Source organism: Streptomyces fragilis (assembly GCF_003112515.1).
Lineage (GTDB): Bacteria > Actinomycetota > Actinomycetes > Streptomycetales > Streptomycetaceae > Streptomyces > Streptomyces fragilis.
Genome location: NZ_BEVZ01000006.1, coordinates 510,224 through 528,242, shown reverse-complemented (window position 1 = coordinate 528,242; position 18,019 = coordinate 510,224). Strand labels below are relative to the sequence as shown.

Sequence of the window (18,019 nt, the reverse complement as noted above, 5' to 3'; positions counted from 1 at the left end):
CGTCGTACGCGCACGTCGCACCGCCCCGCTCCACTCCCACAGGCCGGACAATCCCGGTACTCCCGGAGAAACAAGGAGACTTCATGCGACTCCGCCCCCACGGCACGGGCGCCCGCCACCGCGGGCGCACCGCCGCCCTGGCCGCCCTGCTGGCCCTGGCGCTCGCCGCACCCGTCTCGGCCACGGCCGACGACACGCCGACCGCCTCCGCCACGTCGGCCGCGGCGGACGAGGTCCGCCAGTACGAGATCACCGTGCACTCCACCCCCGAGGACCGCGCCGCCCTGCAGCGCACCGGGGTGACCGTCGACGAGGTCCACGGCCACGGCGTCGTCGTCTCGGGCCGCGCCGACCAGATCAGGAAACTGCGCTCGCTGGGCTACGACGTGACGCCTCTCGGCTCGGTCCCCGACCGGTCCGCCGGAGAGGACGACGTCCGCCCCCTCGACTTCCCGTCGGCCGACGCGCGCTACCACAACTACGCGGAGATGACGGCCGAGATCAACGCGATCGTCCAGGCCAACCCGCAGATCGCCTCGCAGCGGGTGATCGGCACCTCCTACCAGGGGCGCAACATCGTCGCCGTCAAGATCAGCGACAACGTCGCCACCGACGAGGCCGAGCCCGAGGTGCTGTTCACCCACCACCAGCACGCGCGTGAGCACCTCACCGTGGAGATGGCGCTGTACCTGCTGCGCGAGCTCACCGGCGACTACGGGACCGACTCCCGGGTCACCAACATGGTGAACGGCCGCGAGATCTGGATCATCCCGGACCTCAACCCGGACGGCGGCGAGTACGACGTGGCCAGCGGCTCCTACCGCTCCTGGCGCAAGAACCGCCAGCCCAACTCCGGCTCCAGCTACGTCGGCACGGACCTCAACCGCAACTGGGCCTACCGCTGGGGCTGCTGCGGCGGCTCCTCCGGCTCCACCTCCTCCGACACCTACCGCGGCACCGCCGGCGAGTCGGCCAAGGAGGTCAAGGTGGTCGCCGACTTCGTGCGCGGACGCGTGGTGGGCGGCAAGCAGCAGATCAAGGCGGGGATCGACTTCCACACCTACAGCGAGCTGGTGCTGTGGCCGTACGGGTACACCACGGCCGACACCGCGACCGGCCTGACGGCCGACGACCGCAACGCCCTCGCCACGGTGGGGCAGAAGATGGCCGCCAGCAACGGCTACACCGCCGAGCAGTCGAGCGACCTCTACATCACCGACGGCTCGATCAACGACTGGCTCTGGGGCACGTACAAGATCTTCTCGTACACCTTCGAGATGTACCCGTCGTCCAGCTCCGGCGGCGGCTTCTACCCGCCCGACGAGGTGATCGACCGCGAGACCTCCCGCAACCGGGACGCGGTGCTGCAACTCCTGGAGAACGCGGACTGCATGTACCGCTCGATCGGCAAGCAGGCCCAGTACTGCGCCTGACGCCCCGGGCGGACACCCGCACCGCCCCTGCCGCCCCGCCGCGCACACGACGCGGCGGGGCGGCGACGGCATGGCGTCAGCGCTGCCCGGCCAGCCACTCCTCGAAGGTGGTCGGCGCGATGCGGGCGTCCGGACCCGGCAGCATCACGTCCCCGGCCATCTCCGTGCCGAACAGCCCCGACCAGGTCGGCACGAGCCGGACGGTGCGGCCGCGCGCCTGATGGGTGCGCCGGGCCATGTCCACCAGGTCCTGCGGGTCGGGCCCCGCGACGTCCCGGTACTGCCCCTGCGGGGCGCCCACGGCGATCTCGGCGAGGACGTCGGCCACGGCCTGCGGCGCGATCGGCTGGACGAGCAGCGGGGCGACGGTCGCGACGCCGTCCTGCTCCGTCCACCCCGTCACCATCTCGGCGAAGTCGTGGAACTGCGTCGCCGGGACGATCGTCCAGGGCACCAGGCCCTCGGAGACGAGGCGTTCCTGCTCCCGCTTGCCGGCGTAGTGCGCGTTGCCCTCGACGCGGTGCAGGCAGGCGATCGAGAGCAGCACGTGGTGGCGGACACCCGCCCGCGCCCCGGCGGCGAGCAGGTTCCGGGTGGTGGTGCCGAAGAACGCGACCGCTTCGTCACGGTCGGCCGCGGGACCGTTGGTGGCGTCCACGACGGCCTCGACTCCGGTCAGGGCGGCGTCGAGGCCGTCCCCGGTGGTCAGGTCGACGCCGAGCGAGCGGCTGATGCGCACGACCTCGTGCCCGGCCTCCTCCAGGGCGGCGACGGTCAGGGCGCCGATGTTGCCGGTCGCGCCGGCGACAGCGATCCGCATGGTGGGATCTCCTCCAGGTCAGGAGTGGTGGATGGTCTCGCCGGTGATCCCGGCGAGGACGTCCAGCAGGCGGTCCTGGACGTCGAGGTCGTAGGCGGCCGGATTGGCCCGCAGGGAGACGCGGTGCTTGAGGTACCGGCCGGTCACCAGCGCGTCCGGCTCGTCGGACGAGGCCAGCCACACCTGGGTCTCGGCACCGTCGGGCAGCGCGTCGGTGGCGTTCGGGCCGCCCATCCGGGTGCGGACCCAGCCGGGGTCGACCGCGTTGACGACGACGTCCGGCCACCGGCGCGCCAGGGCGAAGGCGAGCGCCACGTCCATGAGCTTGCTGTCGGAGTAGGCCTGCATGCCGTCCCACGCGCGCTTCTCGAACATCAGGTCGCCGAAGTCGAGGCGCCCCGCGGACTCCAGCCCCGAGGTGAGGAGGACCAGGCGCGCCGGGCGGGGCGAGAGGGCGGTCAGCAGGTAGGGCGCCACCACGTTCACCTGGAAGATGTGCTCCAGCCCGTCGGCGGTCGTCACCCGCTCGGAGGCGCCGCCGCCCACACCCGCGTTGTGGATCACGACGTCGAAGGGACCCGCCTGCGCGGCCGCGGAGGCCAGCGCGCGGGTGCTGTCCAGGGACGCCAGGTCGCCGGTCAGCACGGCGGCGGCACCGGGCAGGGAGGCGCGCAACTCGGCGGCGCGCCGGTCGTCGCGGGCGTGCACGACCACCCGGTGCCCGGCGTCGATCAGTGCCCGGGCGGTCTCGTGGCCGATGCCCTGGGCCGAACCGGTGACGAAGACGCTGCTCAAGGTGGTCTCTCCCCGTGACGGGAGCGGCGACTGCCGCTCTTGACGATCCGTCGCCAACCCTACGAGACTCCGACGGTGACCGTGCCGAACCTGACCAGCCTGCCCTTCCCGCTCGAACCGGAAGGCGCGCCGCCGTGCGCGTTCGAGACGTCCGGCGGCTCCCTGCGGCTGACCGGACAGGCCGGCACCGACCTCTTCCTCGACCCGGCGGGCGGCGGCACGCCCCCGGACGCCGGCCGTCTCGTCGGCGTCCCGCCCCAGGGCGACTTCAGCCTGGCGGCGCGGGTACGGGTGGAGTTCGCCTCCGTCTTCGACGCCGGCGTGCTGCTGGTGCACGCGGCCGAGGACCGCTGGGCCAAGCTGTGCTTCGAGTACTCCCCGCAGAAGACCCCGACCGCGGTTTCCGTGGTCACCCGCGGCACCTCCGACGACGCCAACGCCTTCGAGGTGTCCGGCGACACGCTGTGGCTGCGCGTCACCCGCTCGGGCCGCGCCTGGGCCTTCCACGCCTCCACCGACGGGCGGTGGTGGCGCCTGCTGCGCTACTTCTCCCTGCACGAGCACGAGCACGAGCACGAGCACGAGCATGAGGCGGCCCCTGGGCGCACCACGGTCGGCTTCCTCGCGCAGTCGCCCACCGGCCAGGGCTGCACCGCCTGGTTCGAGGACGTGACCTTCACGCTCTCGGCCCCCGCCGACCTGCGCGACGGTTCCTGAGGGGGCCGCGTACGCGCAGGTGAAAGTGGTTTGCCGGGGTGATCGGACGCCAGCTAGCGTCGCCGCGTGACCCCGACCCTGCGCACCGCGCGTCTGCTGCTCGAGCCCTACCGCCGTGAGGACGAGGACGACTTCGTCGCCCTGTTCCTCGACGAGAGGGTCTCCCGCTGGATGGGTGACGGTCCCGAGCCCGAGGCGGCGTACCGGGCCCTGTTCGGACGGGTCTTCACCAAGGTCTACGCCCGGGAACTGTTCGACGTCTGGGCCGTGCGGCAGGACGGCAACCTGGTCGGGCACGCCGAGATCAAGCCCAACGAGGAGCTGGGCGGTCACGAGATCGTCTACGCCCTCGCCCCCGGCGCCTGGGGCTCGGGCCTCGGGCGGGAGCTGGCCGCGGCGGTCGTCGCCCACGGCTTCGGCGCCCTCGGCCTCACCGAGGTGCACGCCACCGTCGCCGAACCGAACACCGCTTCCCTGGCCGTGCTCCGGAAGCTCGGCTTCGCGCACGTCCGGGACGTGACCGAGGACGACGGTTCCGTCACGAGGGTACTGACCTGCCGCGACGCCGACCGGTAGGTCCACGGGGAACGGCACGGACGCGAGGACGTCCCCCGGGGAGCCGCGAACGGCGCTCCGCCCGCGCACGATCCGCCCCCGCACGATCCGGGCGCGAGCGGCCTGGTGCCGCGGCGGCGGAGGCACTAGCGTCCCGGCGGGGCACATGTGCAGTACCGATGCGGCAGGGGCCCGCGACTCGGCGGGCCCGCGCCGCTCCGTCCGCTCCCCCCTGCGAAACCCAGGAGCCGTACATGCCGTACCTGCCGTACCCGCTCAAGAGACGATTACCGCGCCGCTGGTCAGGTCTGCTGCTCGCCCTTCCCCTGGTCCTGAGCGGCCCGTTCACCCTCCCGGCCGCCTCCGCCGAGGCCCCGCCCGCCAAGGTGTCGCGGACCGCCGCCGCGGTGCCGCCGCTGGAGGAGGTCGCCGCCACCACCACCCAGGTGGCCTCCGGCCTGCGACGCCCCACCGCCATCGCCGCCCCGAGCGACGGCACCGGGCGGCTGTTCATCACCGAGAAGTCCGGCCGGGTCCGCGTCTACCAGCCCGGCACCGGCCTCTCCTCCACCCCGCTGCTGGACATCGTCGACAAGGTCGACGAGTCGGGCAACGAGCGGGGCCTGCTGGGCATCGCCCTGCCGCCCGACTTCACCACCAGCAAGAAGCTCTACCTCGCCTACACCGCGCTGCCCGACGCCGCGGTCACCCTGGCCCGCTACAGCCTCGCCGACCAGAAGCTCGAGGTCCTGCTGCAGCAGCCGCACGCCGACTACAGCAACCACAACGGCGGCCAGCTCGCCTTCGGTCCCGACGGCAAGCTGTACATGGCCATCGGCGACGGCGGCGGGTCCGGCGACCCGTTCGACACCGGCCAGCGCAAGGACACCCTGCTCGGCAAGATCCTCCGCATCGACGTGAGCCGCAGCTGCGGCTCGCTCCCGTACTGCGTCCCGGCCGACAACCCGTTCGTCGACACCGCCGGCGCCAGGGGCGAGATCTGGCTCTGGGGAACCCGCAACCCCTGGAAGTTCTCCTTCGACCCGGCGGACGGGTCGATGTGGGTGGCCGACGTCGGCCAGGGCCGCTGGGAGGAGATCACCCAGCTGACGCGCGCCGAGCAGGCGGGCGCGAACCTCGGCTGGTCCTGCTACGAGGGCCCCCAGGTCTTCGACGAGACCCAGTGCGCCTCCGGAGCCCGCCACACCCGGCAGGACTTCTACTATTCGCCCTACAACGGCAACTGCGCGGTCATCGGCGGGCACGTCTACCACGGCAAGCAGTTCGCCGATCTGGTCGGCGGCACCTACATCGCCACCGACTACTGCTCGTCCCAGGTCTGGGCGCTGCGCCCGGACGGGAACGGCGGGTTCCGCCAGGCGGACATCGGCGACCTGCCCACCCAGGTGACGGCCGTCGGCACCACCCAGGAAGGCGAGTTCTACGTCGTCAACGACCTGCCCGGGGGCCTGCACAAGGTCTCCTTCCAGCGGACGGAGCCTCCCTGCAGGGTCGACGTGAGGAAGACGGCCTGGGGCACCGGCATGACCGTCGACCTCACCGTCACCAACACGGGCACCACACCGATCGACGGCTGGTCGCTGCAGTTCCCGCTGCCCTACGGGCAGAGCGTCACCTCGGACTGGAACACCGACCTCACCCACCTCGGCGACATCCACACCGCGGTCAACGCCGCCCACAACGCGGTGATCCCACCGGGCGGTTCCGTCACCCTCGGCTACCTGGTGAGCCACACCGGCGACGCCTCCGCACCGGGCCGCTTCACCCTCGACGAGACGCCCTGCGCCCGCACCGGCAGCAGCTGACACCGCCGCGGCGGCAGCACCAGGTACCAACAGGGCCCGTGCCACGGCCGGTCGGCCGTGGCACGGGCGCCTGACGTGCGCCCCGGCCGCCCCGGCCGCTCCGGCAGGCACGGCGGACGGCGGGCCGGAGCCGCCGCCCGTTCCGAGCAGGAGCGATGTCCGACCCGCTCAGTAGGCTCGGGTGACCCCGGGCGCCGGACGGCGGGCGGGCACTGAGTACCCGTACTCATGACCTTCCGCGCCGCCTCGGCCACGCTGGTCGCGCAGGACTACACAAGGGGGACCCATGGCCAGGCCGCTGCTCTACCTCGACGTCGACGGGCCGCTCAACCCGTACGCCGCCGCGCGGCCGAACCCCCTGCCCGGCTACCGGGAGCGTCCGGTGCCCAGCACCCTCAGGGCCCGCCCGTGGCGGCTGTGGCTGAACCCGGCGCACGGGCCCGCGCTGCTGTCGCTGGGCTTCGACATCTGCTGGGCCACCGCCTGGACCTCCCACGCCGACCGGCACATCGCCCCCGTCCTCGGCCTGCCCGAGCTGCCCTTCGTCGACTTCGGCGACGACCTGTTCCGGAAGCGGGCCGACGGCGTCCACTGGAAGACCGCCGCGATCGTGGAGCACGCCGCCGGCCGTCCGTTCATCTGGGTGGACGACGAGCAGAGCGTGCTGGACGAGCTGTACGTCGACGCCTGCAGCCCCGCGCCGGCGGCCCTCCACCACGTCGACCCGCGCCTCGGTCTGCGTCCCGAGGACTTCGTCGCGCTGGCCGATCTCGCGGACGGCCTCTTCGACCGCGCCGGACTGCGGGAGCCGCCACTCGCCCGCAACTGGTAGTTGGCTGATCATTTTTTATAACTGGACTCTTATGTGAAAGCGGCTCATTGATCACCTTCCGCCATTCCTGATCAACCTTTCTTCGCGCCGGATCACTCCGCGTACGTTGCGATCGCAGGCGGGCCCGGAACCGGGGCCCGTACCGCCGACAATCAACGGAGGCTCCGATGGCGAGCGTGGAAGTTGCACTCAAGGAACTGATGACCGAGGTCGAGGGCTCGCTGGGTGCGGCCGTCGTCGACTACACCAGCGGCATGGCCCTGGGCACGCTCGGCGGCGGGAAGGAACTGGACCTGACCGTCGCGGCGGCCGGCAACACCGACGTGATCCGGGCCAAGGTGCGCACCATGGAGCACCTCGGGCTGCAGAGCCAGATCGAGGACATCCTCATCACGCTGGGGACGCAGTACCACCTGATCCGGCTGGTGACGGGCCGCAACGGAAACGGCCTGTTCCTCTACCTGGTGATCGACAAGGAGCGTTCGAACCTGGCGATGGCCCGCCACGTGCTCAAGCGGGTCGAGGCACAGCTGGAAGTCTGACCGCTCCGCGACCCGGCAGACGCATGCCCGTGAATTGCAGAATTCTTCAAGTCATCACTTGGAGATCATTCCAACTGGTGCACGTGAGCTGCGCGGATCGAGAAGATGAGCGGATAAACCCATGGCGCGGTGGGGGAGCGCCGCGCCATGGGAGCCAGCCACCCCGACCGGCAGGAAGAGCGCCATGCAACCGCCCCTCTACCAAGCCAAGGCAGAGTTCTTTCGCATGCTGGGGCACCCGGCACGCATCAGGGTCCTGGAACTGCTGCAGCACGGGCCGGTCCCGGTGCGGGACCTGCTCGCCGACATCGAGATCGAGCCGTCCAGCCTGTCGCAGCAACTGGCCGTGCTCCGCCGTGCGGGCATCGTCGTGTCCATCCGGGAGGGCTCGACCGTCAGCTACGCGCTCGCCGGCGGCGACGTGGCGGAGCTGCTCCGCGCGGCCCGCCGCATCCTCACCGAACTCCTGGCGGGACGCAACGAACTCCTCGCCGAACTGCGCGAGAGCGACCCCGCCCCGCCGGTCCCGGCGGCTGCCGAGTAGCCGACCGGAACCACTCCCGCCGTTTCCGGCGACCGGTCGGGGGCAGACGAACCGTGACCGCCTACGAAGGGAGTAGCCATGAGTGCCGAAGAGAAGGCCAAGGCCAAGGGCGAGCAGATCGTGGGCAAGGCCGTACGCAAGTCCGCCCACGCCGCCGGGGACGACAAGACCGCGGCCAAGGGGGGCGCCCTCGAGGGCCGCGGGCACGCCCGGGGCACCAAGGAGAAGGGCAAGGACGCCTTCAAGGGCTGACCTGCCGACCCGCGGGTCGCACCCGCGACCGACGGCCCGCCGTGCGCCCACTGCGCACGGCGGGCCGTCGCGTCGTTCGGCGGCGGGGCAGGCCGTGCGGGCCGTGCGGGCCGTGCGTGCGCGCCGTGCGGCCGGGGTCGCTGGGGCCCCGGCCGCACGGCCCGCCGTCCTCAGGCCGGCGGCCGCCGGCCCACCAGGTGCTCGACCACGCCCCAGTCGAGCCGGGACTCCTCGGTGCCCTCGGGGACCAGGCTCCAGGTCCGGTCGAGCCAGTGCTGCACCGGCTCCAGGAGCAGGTCGAGGAGCGCGTAGCCGGTGGGGCCCTGCAACAGGATTCGGGCGTGGGTGCTGCCGCAGCAGCCGCACCGGCAGCCGCCGGACGGCCAGACACGGACGTCCCCCTCGCCGGTGGGCTCGTACAGCCCGTCCTGCAGCAGGTCCCGGGAGAACACCCAGCGGCTCCGGCGGTTCTCGTCACAGGGGAAGCTCACGCTCACCCCGAAGGGCTCCGCGGGGTCGTAGCCGAGGCGCACCGTCAGCGGCGTGGCCGCCTCCTGGTTGACGACGAGGTGGCAGGTCAGACAGGTCTCCACCGGGAGCTCCTGCGGGAACCGGCCGTCGGGGCCGGGGCGGTGCGCGGGGGACATGGGCAGCACTCCTGGGGCGGGGCGGGGGACGACGCCGACGCGGGCGCGGCGCCCGTTCGTCCTTCGCCCGTACTGTGGCGGTCGCCGTCGCTCACCCGCCAGACCAGTGGGTGCTCACCCGTCGCTCACCTTGGCGCCGCCCGGCCCGCACGGCCCGCGCCGTCCGCCCGTCCGGGTGGCGGGAGCGGATCCCCGCCCGCCGGGCCGGCGTATACATTGCGCGGATGAAGCGTGAAGCGAAGAGCCTTGCGGAACGGCTGAGGTGGGCGCGGGAGCGGGCCTTCGTCGGGCGTTCCGCGCAGCTGGCGGTGTTCCGCGAGGCCCTCGCCGGCGGCGACGGCGCGCCCGCGGTGATCTACGTCCACGGGCCCGGCGGAGTGGGCAAGTCGACGCTGCTGCGGCGGTTCGCGGACGAGAGCCGGGACGCGGGACGTCCCGTGGTCGAGGTGAACGGTCGGCTCGTGGACCCCTCGCCCGCCGGGGTGGAGGCCGAGGTCGCGGGCGCCCCCGCGGACGCCGTGCTGCTCGTCGACGCCTTCGAGCACTGCCAGGGGCTGGAGAGCTGGCTGGTCGACCGCTTCCTGCCCGCCCTGTCGCCGCGGACGCTGGTGGTGCTCGCCGGCCGGGAGGCGCCGAGTCCCACCTGGACCGCCGACGTCGCCTGGAGCGAGATCCTGGCCGTCATGCCGCTCGGCGACCTCGACGAGGCCGAGGCCGCGCGGCTGCTGGAGCTGCGGGGGGTGTCGCCGGCCGTGCGCCGCCGCGTCCTGCGGTTCGCCGGCGGACACCCGCTGGCGCTCAACCTCGCCGCCGGCATCGCCGCCGACGGCAACGGAGGGGACTGGACACCCAGCCCCGACGTCCTGACGGCGCTGCTCCAGCAGATGGTGGGAGACGTGCCCTCGCCCACCCACCGGCTCGCCCTGGAGGTCGCCGCGCACGCGATGACCACCACCGAGGGCCTGCTGCGCGCGATGATCGGGCCCGAACGGGGCGCCGAGATGTTCACCTGGCTGCGGCGGCTGCCGATCGCCGACTGGGGGCGGCAGGGACTGTTCCTGCACGAGCTGGCCGGCGACGCCATCGACACCGACCTGCGCTGGCGGGACCCCCAGGCGTACGAGGAGATGCACCGCCGTCTCGGGCACATCCTGCTCGAGCAGGCCCGCACCGCCCCGCCGGCCGAGGCCATGACCGCGATCCGCGAGCTCACCTACCTCAAGCGCTACGGGTCGATGGGCGAGTACTTCCAGATGCGCCGGGAGGGCGACTTCCACGAGGACACCCTCCGGCCGGGCGACCACGAGGCCGTGCGCCGGCTGATCGCCCGGACCGAGGGACCCGAGTCCGCGGCCGTCGTCGACTTCTGGCTGGAGCGGCAGCCGGAGGCCTTCTGGCTCTACCGCGACTCGGCCACCGGCGAGGCGGCCGCGTTCATGACCTGGCTGCGGATCTCCACGCCGAGCGAGGACGAACTGGCCGCCGACCCCATCCTCGCGCAGGCGTGGGAGTACGCCGGGCGCACCAGTCCGCTGCGCCCCGGCCAGCACATGCTGGTGGCCCGCTTCTTCGTCAACCCCGCGGCCTACGGCGAGATCTCCCCGGTGCAGCACCTGATGCAGCTGCGCATCTGCGCCGACTGGATCCGCTCCGCGGGGCTCGCCTGGTCGTTCCTGCTCAGCCCGTTCGCCGACCTGTGGGACCCGCTGATGCGGCACCTGGGGCACGAGAGGGCCACGGACATGCCCTGGCCCAACGGCCACACGTACTCGCTGTTCGCCTGCGACTGGCGGACCACCCCGCTGTCGGTCTGGTTCGACCGGACCCAGCCCGGCGCGCTCACCGAGGAGCCGCCGGCCGTGCCGGCGGCCGGACCCGCCGCCCCGCTGACCCGCGCCGACTTCGACACGGCCGTCCGCGCCGCACTGCGCGACTGGCACCGGGAGGACGACTTCGCGGCCGGCCCGCTGCTGCGGTCGCGCATGGTCACCGGCCTGCCCGGTCACACGCCGGACCGCGCCGCGGACCTGCTCCGCGAGCTGCTCACCGACGTCGTCGACGCCATGCGCGCCGACCCCCGGGACGCCAGGGTGCACCGGGTGGTCGCCACCACCTACTTCCACCGGGTGCCCAACCAGATGGCGGCGGCCGAACGGCTGGGCCTGCCCTACAGCACCTACCGACGTCATCTGCAGCGGGCCCACGAGCGCCTGTGCGACGCGCTCTGGCGACGGGAGACCTCCGGCCACCCGGTGCCCGTCCGGGCCGTGACGGCCGGCGCGAACCTGGCGGCTCCGGCCGGGGTGGTTGAACAGTGAATGACCGCTTTTCGCGGGGATCCGCCGCATGGACCGGGAATGAGACGTCCTGTTCGGGCGCGCGCCGGGGCGCAAAGGGCGCGTGAAACGGTTGGCGCGATGTGATGGCTCGCGCAATTGCCGGAGACATTGTCGGACACCGTCGTGAAACCGTCACGAGGGTGACTCCGGCGAATGCTTTTGCCGGATTATTTTCGTGGTCATGACAGCCGGAAGGAAAGGGATCGATGATCGCGGAAAATGTCGTAGTCCCAGGTGGTGCAAGGTGCGTGAAGCAGATCAAGGAATGCGGTGGCATATGCGCCGACGGGTATCGGCGTATGCGTTTCGGCCAAGTGCGGACAGCTGTCTAGGCGGATGCCTGGGAACGTTGGAGCATGAGGGAGTCGGCGGTCGGCGGGACCTCGATTGGCCGACAAGTGGCTTCCGCGCCGCGCCGGAAGCGCGAGGAACGACGGGAACAGGGGGTCTCCACGGTGGATCTGTTCGGTACCGCCACGCACGACGCATTACGGGCCAGGGTGCGGGAGTTCGCCGAGACCGAGATCCGACCCCGGATCGGTGATCTGGAGACGGAGAAGACCGTCGGCGAAGTGGGGCACAAACTCTCCCGGGCCATCGCCGAACAGGGATGGATGGGCGCCACGATAGATCCCGTGTACCAGGGCATGGGCGTAGGACATCTCGGCAAGACCGTGATCATCGAGGAACTCTCCCGCGTCTGCGGCGCGATGGGCGCGATGGCACAGGCGAGCATTCTGGGCGTCGCCAAAATCATTCATTTCGGCGACGCGGCGCAGCGCGCGGCCTGGCTGCCGCGCATAGCCAAGGGCCTGTGCCTGCCCACCATCGCCGTCACCGAGCCGGGCTCGGGCGGTCACGTCCTCGGCATGACCGGCAGTGCGGTCCGCGACGGCGGCGACTACGTGCTCACCGGCCGCAAGGTCCACGTGGGCAACAGCCACGTGGGAGACCTGCACGGTGTGGTGGTGCGCACCGGGCCGGGATCGCGCGGGCTGAGCGCCTTCCTGGTCGAGGCCGGTCGGCCGGGCGTGCGCCTCGCCCCTCAGCGGGAGTCCATGGGGCTGCACGGCTTCTCCTTCGGGGAGATCGTCCTCGACGGCGTCCGGGTGCCGGCGGCGAACCGGCTCGGCGAGGAGGGACAGGGCCTGGACGTCGCCTACTCCTCCTCCACGCTCTACGGCAGACCCAACCTCGCCGCCGTGTCGCTCGGCATCCACCAGGCCGTGGTCGAGGAGACCGCGGCCTTCTGCACGGAACGGATCCGCTACGGCCGGCCGCTCAAGGACCTGACCAACGTCAAGATCAAGCTGGGCGAGATGCAGTCCCGGCTGATGACCGCCCGGACCGCGCTGTACCACGCGGTCAGCCTGCTCGACCACGGCCTGCCGTGCGACGAGGAGATGATGAACGCCAAGGCGGTCAACGCGGAGTACGCCATCACCTCGGCCCGGCAGGCGATGGAGATCCACGCGGCGGCGGGCCTGTTCACCGACCGCGCGGTGGAACGGCACGTACGGGACGCGTTCCACATCCTGGCGCCGGCGGGCACCTCCGACGTCCAGTACCTGCGGCTCGCCGAGACGGCGCTGGGCGAGGGCAAGGGCTCCTGGTCCGTCCGCCTTGCCCACGTGGCCCGCACGGTCCCGCCCGGCCCGGAGCGCGGACTGCTCGCGGTGTGACCGCCCGCTCAGCACACGGTCTCGGGCCAGACGCCGTAGGCGAAGCCGCCGGTGACGTCGTCCACGGTCAGCCGCCAGTGATGGCCCGGCGGCATCCGCGGGGCCACGCCGGTCATGAGCTCCTCCTCCAGCTCCTCCCTGCTCCACTCCGCCGGAGGCACGACGCCCACCAGCCGGGCGTACAGCCCGGTCAGTGCCGCCCGCAGCACCTCGTCGTCCGCCAGCACCTGCGGGGGCACCCGCAGGTGCGCGCCGGGCCACAGCCGCGAGGGGACCACGGCGACGCGGGCCAGGGCCCGCGCCCGCGCGGGGCTCAGACCGGCCGCCTCCTCCACCTCGACGGCGTCCGCGCCCTCGTACCGCGCCTGGAGCACCAGCCGGTCGCGCGCGGCGCAGGCCGCAGCGACGTGCTCGGCATGCCACCGCAGGCGCTCCAGCAGCTCCTTGACCCGTACCCCGCCGTCCCGCGCGCCGCTCACGACACCTCCGCGGGCCAGGGGGAGGCGTTCGCCGGCCGCGGCGCCCGCCCCACGGTCGTCAGCGCCGGGTACGGCTCACCCGGCGGGGTGGTGGCGTACATGGCGCAGGTCAGCGGCCGGATCCCGCTGAGCCGGTGCTCGCCGTGGTCCTCCATCAGGTCCTGCGGGATGCCGGTGATGAAATCGCGCTCCAGCAGGTGCTCCGCCGCCTGGATGTGGGCGCGGACCGTCTTGGGCGCGATACCGACCCGGGCGGCGGCCTGGTCGACGTGGAACTCGCAGGTCACCCACGCCCGCAGGGTGCGGACCAGGTCGCGCCGGTCGGTGGCGAGGGGGCGCAGCGTCTTGTCCGCCCAGGCCCGCACCTCCTGACCGGTCAGCAGGTCGTGCAGGGTGGCCGGCGGGCCGGACTCCGCCGCGCTCCCCGTGCCGTGCATCCGCACCACCTGGATGGCCAGGGACAGCGCGATCCGGTGCATGGCGCGCTCCGGGTCCAGTCCCACCGCCCCACAGGTCTGGGCGACCCGCCGGGCCAGCGTGTTGCGGTGCATGCCCAGCACCTTCGAGGCCGCCGTGGTGCGGAACTCCAGTGCCATGGCCGTCAGTTCGAGCTGCCGAATGCGGGCCGTGCTGAGGATCGGCTGCAGCAGCGCGGTGGCCCACGACCGGGCGGGCCCGGCGGGCAGCACGTCGGCGAGGCCCGGCGGCCGCGGCGAGGCGATGACGATCCGCTCGGGGTAGTGGGAGGCCCGGGTGAGCGCGGCCAGGGCCTCGTCGTAGGCGTCGCCCACCGCCTTGAGCTCGTGCGGCTGGCTGCCGCCGATGTGCACGCCCGCGGTGCGGAACACCTCGAGCAGGTGGCGCACGGTGTGCTCGTGCTCCTGCTCCTCGACGAGCGGGACGACGCTGATGATGTGGTTGTCGAAGGCCGGGCAGGCCACGGTGAGCGCCTGCCCCGCGAAGAGCCGGTCGGCCTGCGCCATCACCAGCGCACGCCCGGCCCGCCCGCAGTCGGCGACGTAGACCTGGGCGTGGGTGGGGTCCAGCAGGCCCGGCATGATGGAGGCGGTGACCCGCTGGGCGTCGACCGCGTGCCCGGTCATCAGCAGCTGGAACGCCGACAGCCGCACCTGGCGGACGGCGTCGGAGACCACCAGGTCGTCGGAGCGCTGCCCGCCGGGCAGGGCGACGGTGAGCACCTTGGCGGCACAGGTGGTGAGCTCGGTCCCGGCCTGCCCCAGCGGCCCCGGCGTGCCGACCACGAGAGCCCCGTGCGCGCCCAGCGGCACCGAGGTGACGTGCAGCCCGTCCAGCGCCTGCCGCGGCTGGTCGGGGTGTTCCAGCGCGGCCGCCAGGGTGACCGGGGCAGCGGGCGGGGCCGCCGCCCGCACCCCGCCGGCGTCCCGGACGACGACGCTGCCGGGCAGCTCCTCCGCGAGGTACTCGACGACCCCGGTGACGGTGTCGGCCCGCGGGTGGGCGAGCTGGTCGAGCAGGGTGCCCAGGCGCGCGGCGTGCCGCCGGGCCGCGGTCACGCACAACTCGGAGACACGGTGGGTCAGCAGCGCCTTCCAGTCGCTCAGCGAGTGCGAGGTGGTCAGCAGCGGCAGCCGGTGCTGTGCCGCGGTGTCCCGCAGGGCGGGGTCGAGCGTGTCGGCACTCGCCCCGGACACGACGAGCGCCGCCGCGCCGCCGGCCGAGAGGGTGAACATGATGCGTTCGGCGTCCTCCAGATATCTGCTGTGCGTGACGATCAGCGCGTGTGCGATGTTCGACCGGATCCAGTCGGTGTCGGACAGCACCTGCGCGGACTGCACTTCACGGTCGTCCCCGACGTGGCACGCGGTGATGCCGAGTTCGGGGAACGCCGGTAAATCTCGGACGGTCAACATGTGCCTGTCTCACTCCTCGTCGCTGGGGCGTACGTCGCGTCCGTCGCGCCAGGTGGAAAGGCCTCTCCTGCCTTTCCGGGTGGTGGAGAACAGCACCCCCACGTGGGCGGGGCAGGCGCGGAACGGGCTGGGCCGCCGGGCGACCGCGGTGATCGGGGCGGTCAGGTCCCACAGCATGTCGACGGCCGTCTCGGTCGCGGCCTCCGCGATGGTGGTCGCCAGACCGGGCGCCGGGCACCGGTGGACCCCCGCGGACCAGGCGAGGTGACTGCGGTCGTGCGCGCCGCCGTCCCCGGGGCGGTCGGGATCGACGCCGGTGGCCGCGTGGTGGATCAGCACGGGGATGCCGGGCGGGACGTGCACCCCGTGCAGCACGGTGGGGCTCACCGCGTAGTAGGCGGACATGGTGGCGGCCGGGCAGCGGCGCGAGAGGGTCTCGGTGAGCGCCGCCCGCACGGTCACCGAACCGCCGATCAGCCGGGTCGCGTAGGCCGGGTCGGCGACCAGGGCGTGCAGGGTGGTGCCGATCCAGGCCGCGGTGGGCGCCGCGCCCAGGATGATCAGGGCGATCACCTGGTGGCACACCTCGTCGTCGCTGAGACCGGCGGGGTGCGCCAGCAGCCAGGACGCGAAGTCCCGGGCCGGATGCTCCCGTTTCCCGTCGAGCACCTCCTGGACCATGCCGTACAGGTCCCACCACGCGGTGGTGGCGTCCGGCTGGGCGTCGGCGAGCCGGTCGGTCGCCGCCCGCACCCGGTCGGCCTGCCCGGGCGGAAGACCGGCCAGCCCGGTCATGGTCCGGGCCACCACCCGGTCCGCGTACTCGGCCATCAGGTCCAGGTGACCGCGCTCGGCCACCTCCTCGATCAGGTCCCGGGCGTGACGCTGCACCGTCTCGCGGACCGCGTGCAGGTTGACCGAGGCCAGGCAGTCGCCCACCGCGCGCCGCAGCCGCTCGTGCCGCTCGCCGTCGCTGTGGTGCAGGCCGGGCGTGGCCAGATAGGTCAGCCGGGAGGGGACCACGCCGCGGTTCAGCGCCTCCCAGTGACCGGGGTCCTTGCGGAAGGCGGGGCCGGTCAGCACCTCGCGGGCCGCCTGCCAGCCCGTCACCACCAGGACGTGTATGCCGTCGGCGATCTCCGCCCAGGCCACCGGGCCCTGCGACCGCAGGTGCGCGTAGAGGTCCTGTTCGTCCAGGGCCGTGCCGTGAAGTCGGGGGACACCCGCGGAAGTCGTCATCGCACCTGGATCTCCTTGGGACTCAGGACGTCCTTGACCAGGGCGATCAGGGACAGTTTCGCCGACTCGCGGGCCCGCGCGTCGATCCGGATCAGCGGCCGGTCGTCGGGCAGGCTCAGCGCGTCCCGCAGGACCGGTTCCGGGTACACGGGCGCCTGGGGGAAGTCGTTGATCGCGATGACGTACGGCAGGCCGGCCTCCTCCAGGAGACCGATCGACTCGTAACAGGCGTCCACGTGCCGCGTGTCGACGAGGACGATGCCGCCCAGCGCGCCGTTGAGCAGGGAACGGATCATGTCGGCGAACCGGGGCTGTCCGGGCGCGCCGAACATGTAGACGACGATGCCGCCGGCCAGCGTGCGCCGTCCGAAGTCCATGGCGACGGTGGTGGTCGTCTTGGCCGCGGTCGGCAGGTCGTCGACCATCTGCCCCGCCCGGGTGAGCCGTTCCTCGGTGCGCAGCGGCAGGATCTCGGAGACCGCCTCCACCAGGGTCGTCTTGCCGACGCCGAAGGCGCCGAGCACCACGATCTTCACGGAGGTGGACCCCGGGGGCAGGTAGTGCGGGCGTCTAGAGTCGCTGAAGGCCATCGAGTATCCGTTCCAGGAATTCCTTCTCGTGCGGCTGGGCCTGCGGGACGAACGGGTCGGCCGCCAGCAGGTTCCCCCGGGTCACCAGGTCGGTCACCAGCACGCGGACCACCCCGCCGGGCATCTCCAGGTGGGCCGCCACCTCGGCCACCGAGACCACTCCCGGCGCGCACAGCGCCAGCACCCGGTGGGCCTGCACGCCCAGGCCGGCCCGCGGTGCGGCCGGGGCGAGCGAGAGGAGGGTGGCGTGGTCGGTGCACAGCCGTGGCGGCTCCGGTTCCGCGTCCACGCCGGCCCGGTCCACCTCGCCGGAGGGCTCGTCCTCCACGAGGGGGATGACGGTGTGGGAGCGGACCACCCCACGCCGGGTGTGCCCGCCGCCTGCCGGTCCGCCGCTCATTGCCCGGCGGTGAGCTGCCGTTCGCGGGCCTCCAGGTACGAGCCGAGCCCTTTGATCAGTTTGAGGCTCTTGCCGATCGCGGCCTGCACCCGTGGTGACCGGTCGCCCTCCACGGCCACCGCCAGACCGGTGTTCCGTCCGGCGGACAGGACCGCGACCGTCATCTCGGTGAAGTCGATGATGTTGTACTTCATCCGCATCTGCTCGGGACGGCTGCCGGAGAACTCCAGGAAGACCGAGGTGTGCAGCGACGCCAGTCCGCTGAAGGCGGCGCTGAGCTTCTCGGCGGTGTCCCGCGGGATCCCGTCGGTGTGGGTGAGCATCATCCCGTCGCTGGAGAACAGCACGGCGCCGGTGACCCCGTCACCGAGCAGGGTGTTGAGCTGGGGGGCCATGTCGACGGTGTCGGCGGTGGCGTGGGTGTACTCGGACATC

19 protein-coding genes are annotated in these 18,019 nt (G+C 72.6%); 10 read left to right on the top strand and 9 right to left on the bottom strand.

Going from position 1 to position 18,019, the window contains the following annotated elements; translation table 11 throughout:
• Positions 1 to 83 precede the first annotated feature (83 nt).
• Positions 84 to 1,433 (top strand): M14 family metallopeptidase, encoded by a 1,350-nt coding sequence (locus Sfr03f_RS23200; protein ID WP_108955914.1) that lies wholly within the window; start codon positions 84 to 86, stop codon positions 1,431 to 1,433.
• Between the two features lie 76 nt (positions 1,434 to 1,509).
• Here the strand turns inward: Sfr03f_RS23200 and Sfr03f_RS23195 are convergent, their stop codons facing one another.
• On the bottom strand, positions 1,510 to 2,253 hold the full coding sequence (locus Sfr03f_RS23195; RefSeq protein ID WP_108955913.1) for an SDR family oxidoreductase: 744 nt from the start codon (positions 2,251 to 2,253) through the stop codon (positions 1,510 to 1,512).
• An 18-nt stretch (positions 2,254 to 2,271) separates the two neighbouring features.
• Positions 2,272 to 3,048: an SDR family NAD(P)-dependent oxidoreductase gene (locus Sfr03f_RS23190; RefSeq protein WP_108955912.1), complete on the bottom strand. Its 777-nt coding sequence runs from the start codon at positions 3,046 to 3,048 to the stop codon at positions 2,272 to 2,274.
• 75 nt (positions 3,049 to 3,123) lie between these two features.
• Here Sfr03f_RS23190 and Sfr03f_RS23185 point away from each other — a divergent pair, with 75 nt between their 5' ends.
• From Sfr03f_RS23185 to Sfr03f_RS30700, 7 genes are all read left to right on the top strand, one after another.
• Positions 3,124 to 3,765, top strand: a complete 642-nt coding sequence (locus Sfr03f_RS23185; RefSeq protein ID WP_108955911.1) for a DUF1349 domain-containing protein — start codon at positions 3,124 to 3,126, stop codon at positions 3,763 to 3,765.
• A gap of 66 nt (positions 3,766 to 3,831) precedes the next feature.
• Positions 3,832 to 4,341, top strand: coding sequence for a GNAT family N-acetyltransferase (locus Sfr03f_RS23180; protein ID WP_108955910.1), 510 nt, complete (start codon positions 3,832 to 3,834; stop codon positions 4,339 to 4,341).
• A 233-nt stretch (positions 4,342 to 4,574) separates the two neighbouring features.
• Positions 4,575 to 6,146, top strand: coding sequence for a PQQ-dependent sugar dehydrogenase (locus Sfr03f_RS23175; RefSeq protein ID WP_108955909.1), 1,572 nt, complete (start codon positions 4,575 to 4,577; stop codon positions 6,144 to 6,146).
• A 286-nt stretch (positions 6,147 to 6,432) separates the two neighbouring features.
• Entirely contained in the window at positions 6,433 to 6,978 is a 546-nt protein-coding gene (locus Sfr03f_RS23170) for an HAD domain-containing protein (protein ID WP_108955908.1), read from the top strand.
• A 167-nt stretch (positions 6,979 to 7,145) separates the two neighbouring features.
• On the top strand, positions 7,146 to 7,520 hold the full coding sequence (locus Sfr03f_RS23165) for a hypothetical protein (RefSeq protein ID WP_108955907.1): 375 nt from the start codon (positions 7,146 to 7,148) through the stop codon (positions 7,518 to 7,520).
• A 184-nt stretch (positions 7,521 to 7,704) separates the two neighbouring features.
• Positions 7,705 to 8,064, top strand: a complete 360-nt coding sequence (locus tag Sfr03f_RS23160) for an ArsR/SmtB family transcription factor (RefSeq protein WP_108955906.1) — start codon at positions 7,705 to 7,707, stop codon at positions 8,062 to 8,064.
• A 78-nt stretch (positions 8,065 to 8,142) separates the two neighbouring features.
• Positions 8,143 to 8,316, top strand: coding sequence for a hypothetical protein (locus tag Sfr03f_RS30700; protein WP_170145138.1), 174 nt, complete (start codon positions 8,143 to 8,145; stop codon positions 8,314 to 8,316).
• Between the two features lie 170 nt (positions 8,317 to 8,486).
• On the opposite strand, the gene Sfr03f_RS23155 is transcribed toward Sfr03f_RS30700, so the two are convergent.
• On the bottom strand, positions 8,487 to 8,963 hold the full coding sequence (locus Sfr03f_RS23155) for an SsgA family sporulation/cell division regulator (RefSeq protein WP_108955905.1): 477 nt from the start codon (positions 8,961 to 8,963) through the stop codon (positions 8,487 to 8,489).
• Between the two features lie 224 nt (positions 8,964 to 9,187).
• Between Sfr03f_RS23155 and Sfr03f_RS23150 the strand changes: the two genes are divergently transcribed.
• Positions 9,188 to 11,281: an ATP-binding protein gene (locus Sfr03f_RS23150; protein ID WP_108955904.1), complete on the top strand. Its 2,094-nt coding sequence runs from the start codon at positions 9,188 to 9,190 to the stop codon at positions 11,279 to 11,281.
• Positions 11,282 to 11,757: 476 nt separating this feature from the next.
• Positions 11,758 to 12,984: an acyl-CoA dehydrogenase family protein gene (locus Sfr03f_RS23145; RefSeq protein ID WP_108955903.1), complete on the top strand. Its 1,227-nt coding sequence runs from the start codon at positions 11,758 to 11,760 to the stop codon at positions 12,982 to 12,984.
• 8 nt (positions 12,985 to 12,992) lie between these two features.
• Here Sfr03f_RS23145 and Sfr03f_RS23140 read toward each other — a convergent pair whose 3' ends face one another.
• The 6 genes from Sfr03f_RS23140 to Sfr03f_RS23115 are packed head-to-tail and all read right to left on the bottom strand — an operon-like array spanning position 12,993 to position 18,018.
• Positions 12,993 to 13,463, bottom strand: coding sequence for a hypothetical protein (locus Sfr03f_RS23140; RefSeq protein WP_108955902.1), 471 nt, complete (start codon positions 13,461 to 13,463; stop codon positions 12,993 to 12,995).
• Entirely contained in the window at positions 13,460 to 15,355 is a 1,896-nt protein-coding gene (locus Sfr03f_RS23135) for a helix-turn-helix domain-containing protein (protein ID WP_159105718.1), read from the bottom strand. The genes Sfr03f_RS23140 and Sfr03f_RS23135 overlap by 4 nt, the downstream gene beginning before the upstream one ends.
• A gap of 9 nt (positions 15,356 to 15,364) precedes the next feature.
• Positions 15,365 to 16,594, bottom strand: a complete 1,230-nt coding sequence (locus tag Sfr03f_RS23130; RefSeq protein WP_108955900.1) for a cytochrome P450 family protein — start codon at positions 16,592 to 16,594, stop codon at positions 15,365 to 15,367.
• Positions 16,591 to 17,184 carry a GTP-binding protein gene (locus tag Sfr03f_RS23125; RefSeq protein ID WP_108955899.1) on the bottom strand — a complete coding sequence of 198 codons (594 nt, stop codon included), beginning with the start codon at positions 17,182 to 17,184 and terminating at the stop codon, positions 16,591 to 16,593. The genes Sfr03f_RS23130 and Sfr03f_RS23125 overlap by 4 nt, the downstream gene beginning before the upstream one ends.
• Positions 17,165 to 17,584 carry a DUF742 domain-containing protein gene (locus Sfr03f_RS23120; RefSeq protein ID WP_108955898.1) on the bottom strand — a complete coding sequence of 140 codons (420 nt, stop codon included), beginning with the start codon at positions 17,582 to 17,584 and terminating at the stop codon, positions 17,165 to 17,167. The genes Sfr03f_RS23125 and Sfr03f_RS23120 overlap by 20 nt, the downstream gene beginning before the upstream one ends.
• Complete coding sequence (locus Sfr03f_RS23115; protein ID WP_108955897.1) at positions 17,581 to 18,018, bottom strand: roadblock/LC7 domain-containing protein; 438 nt, start codon at positions 18,016 to 18,018, stop codon at positions 17,581 to 17,583. Before Sfr03f_RS23115 ends, Sfr03f_RS23120 begins: the two co-directional genes overlap by 4 nt.
• Position 18,019: the final 1 nt, after the last annotated feature.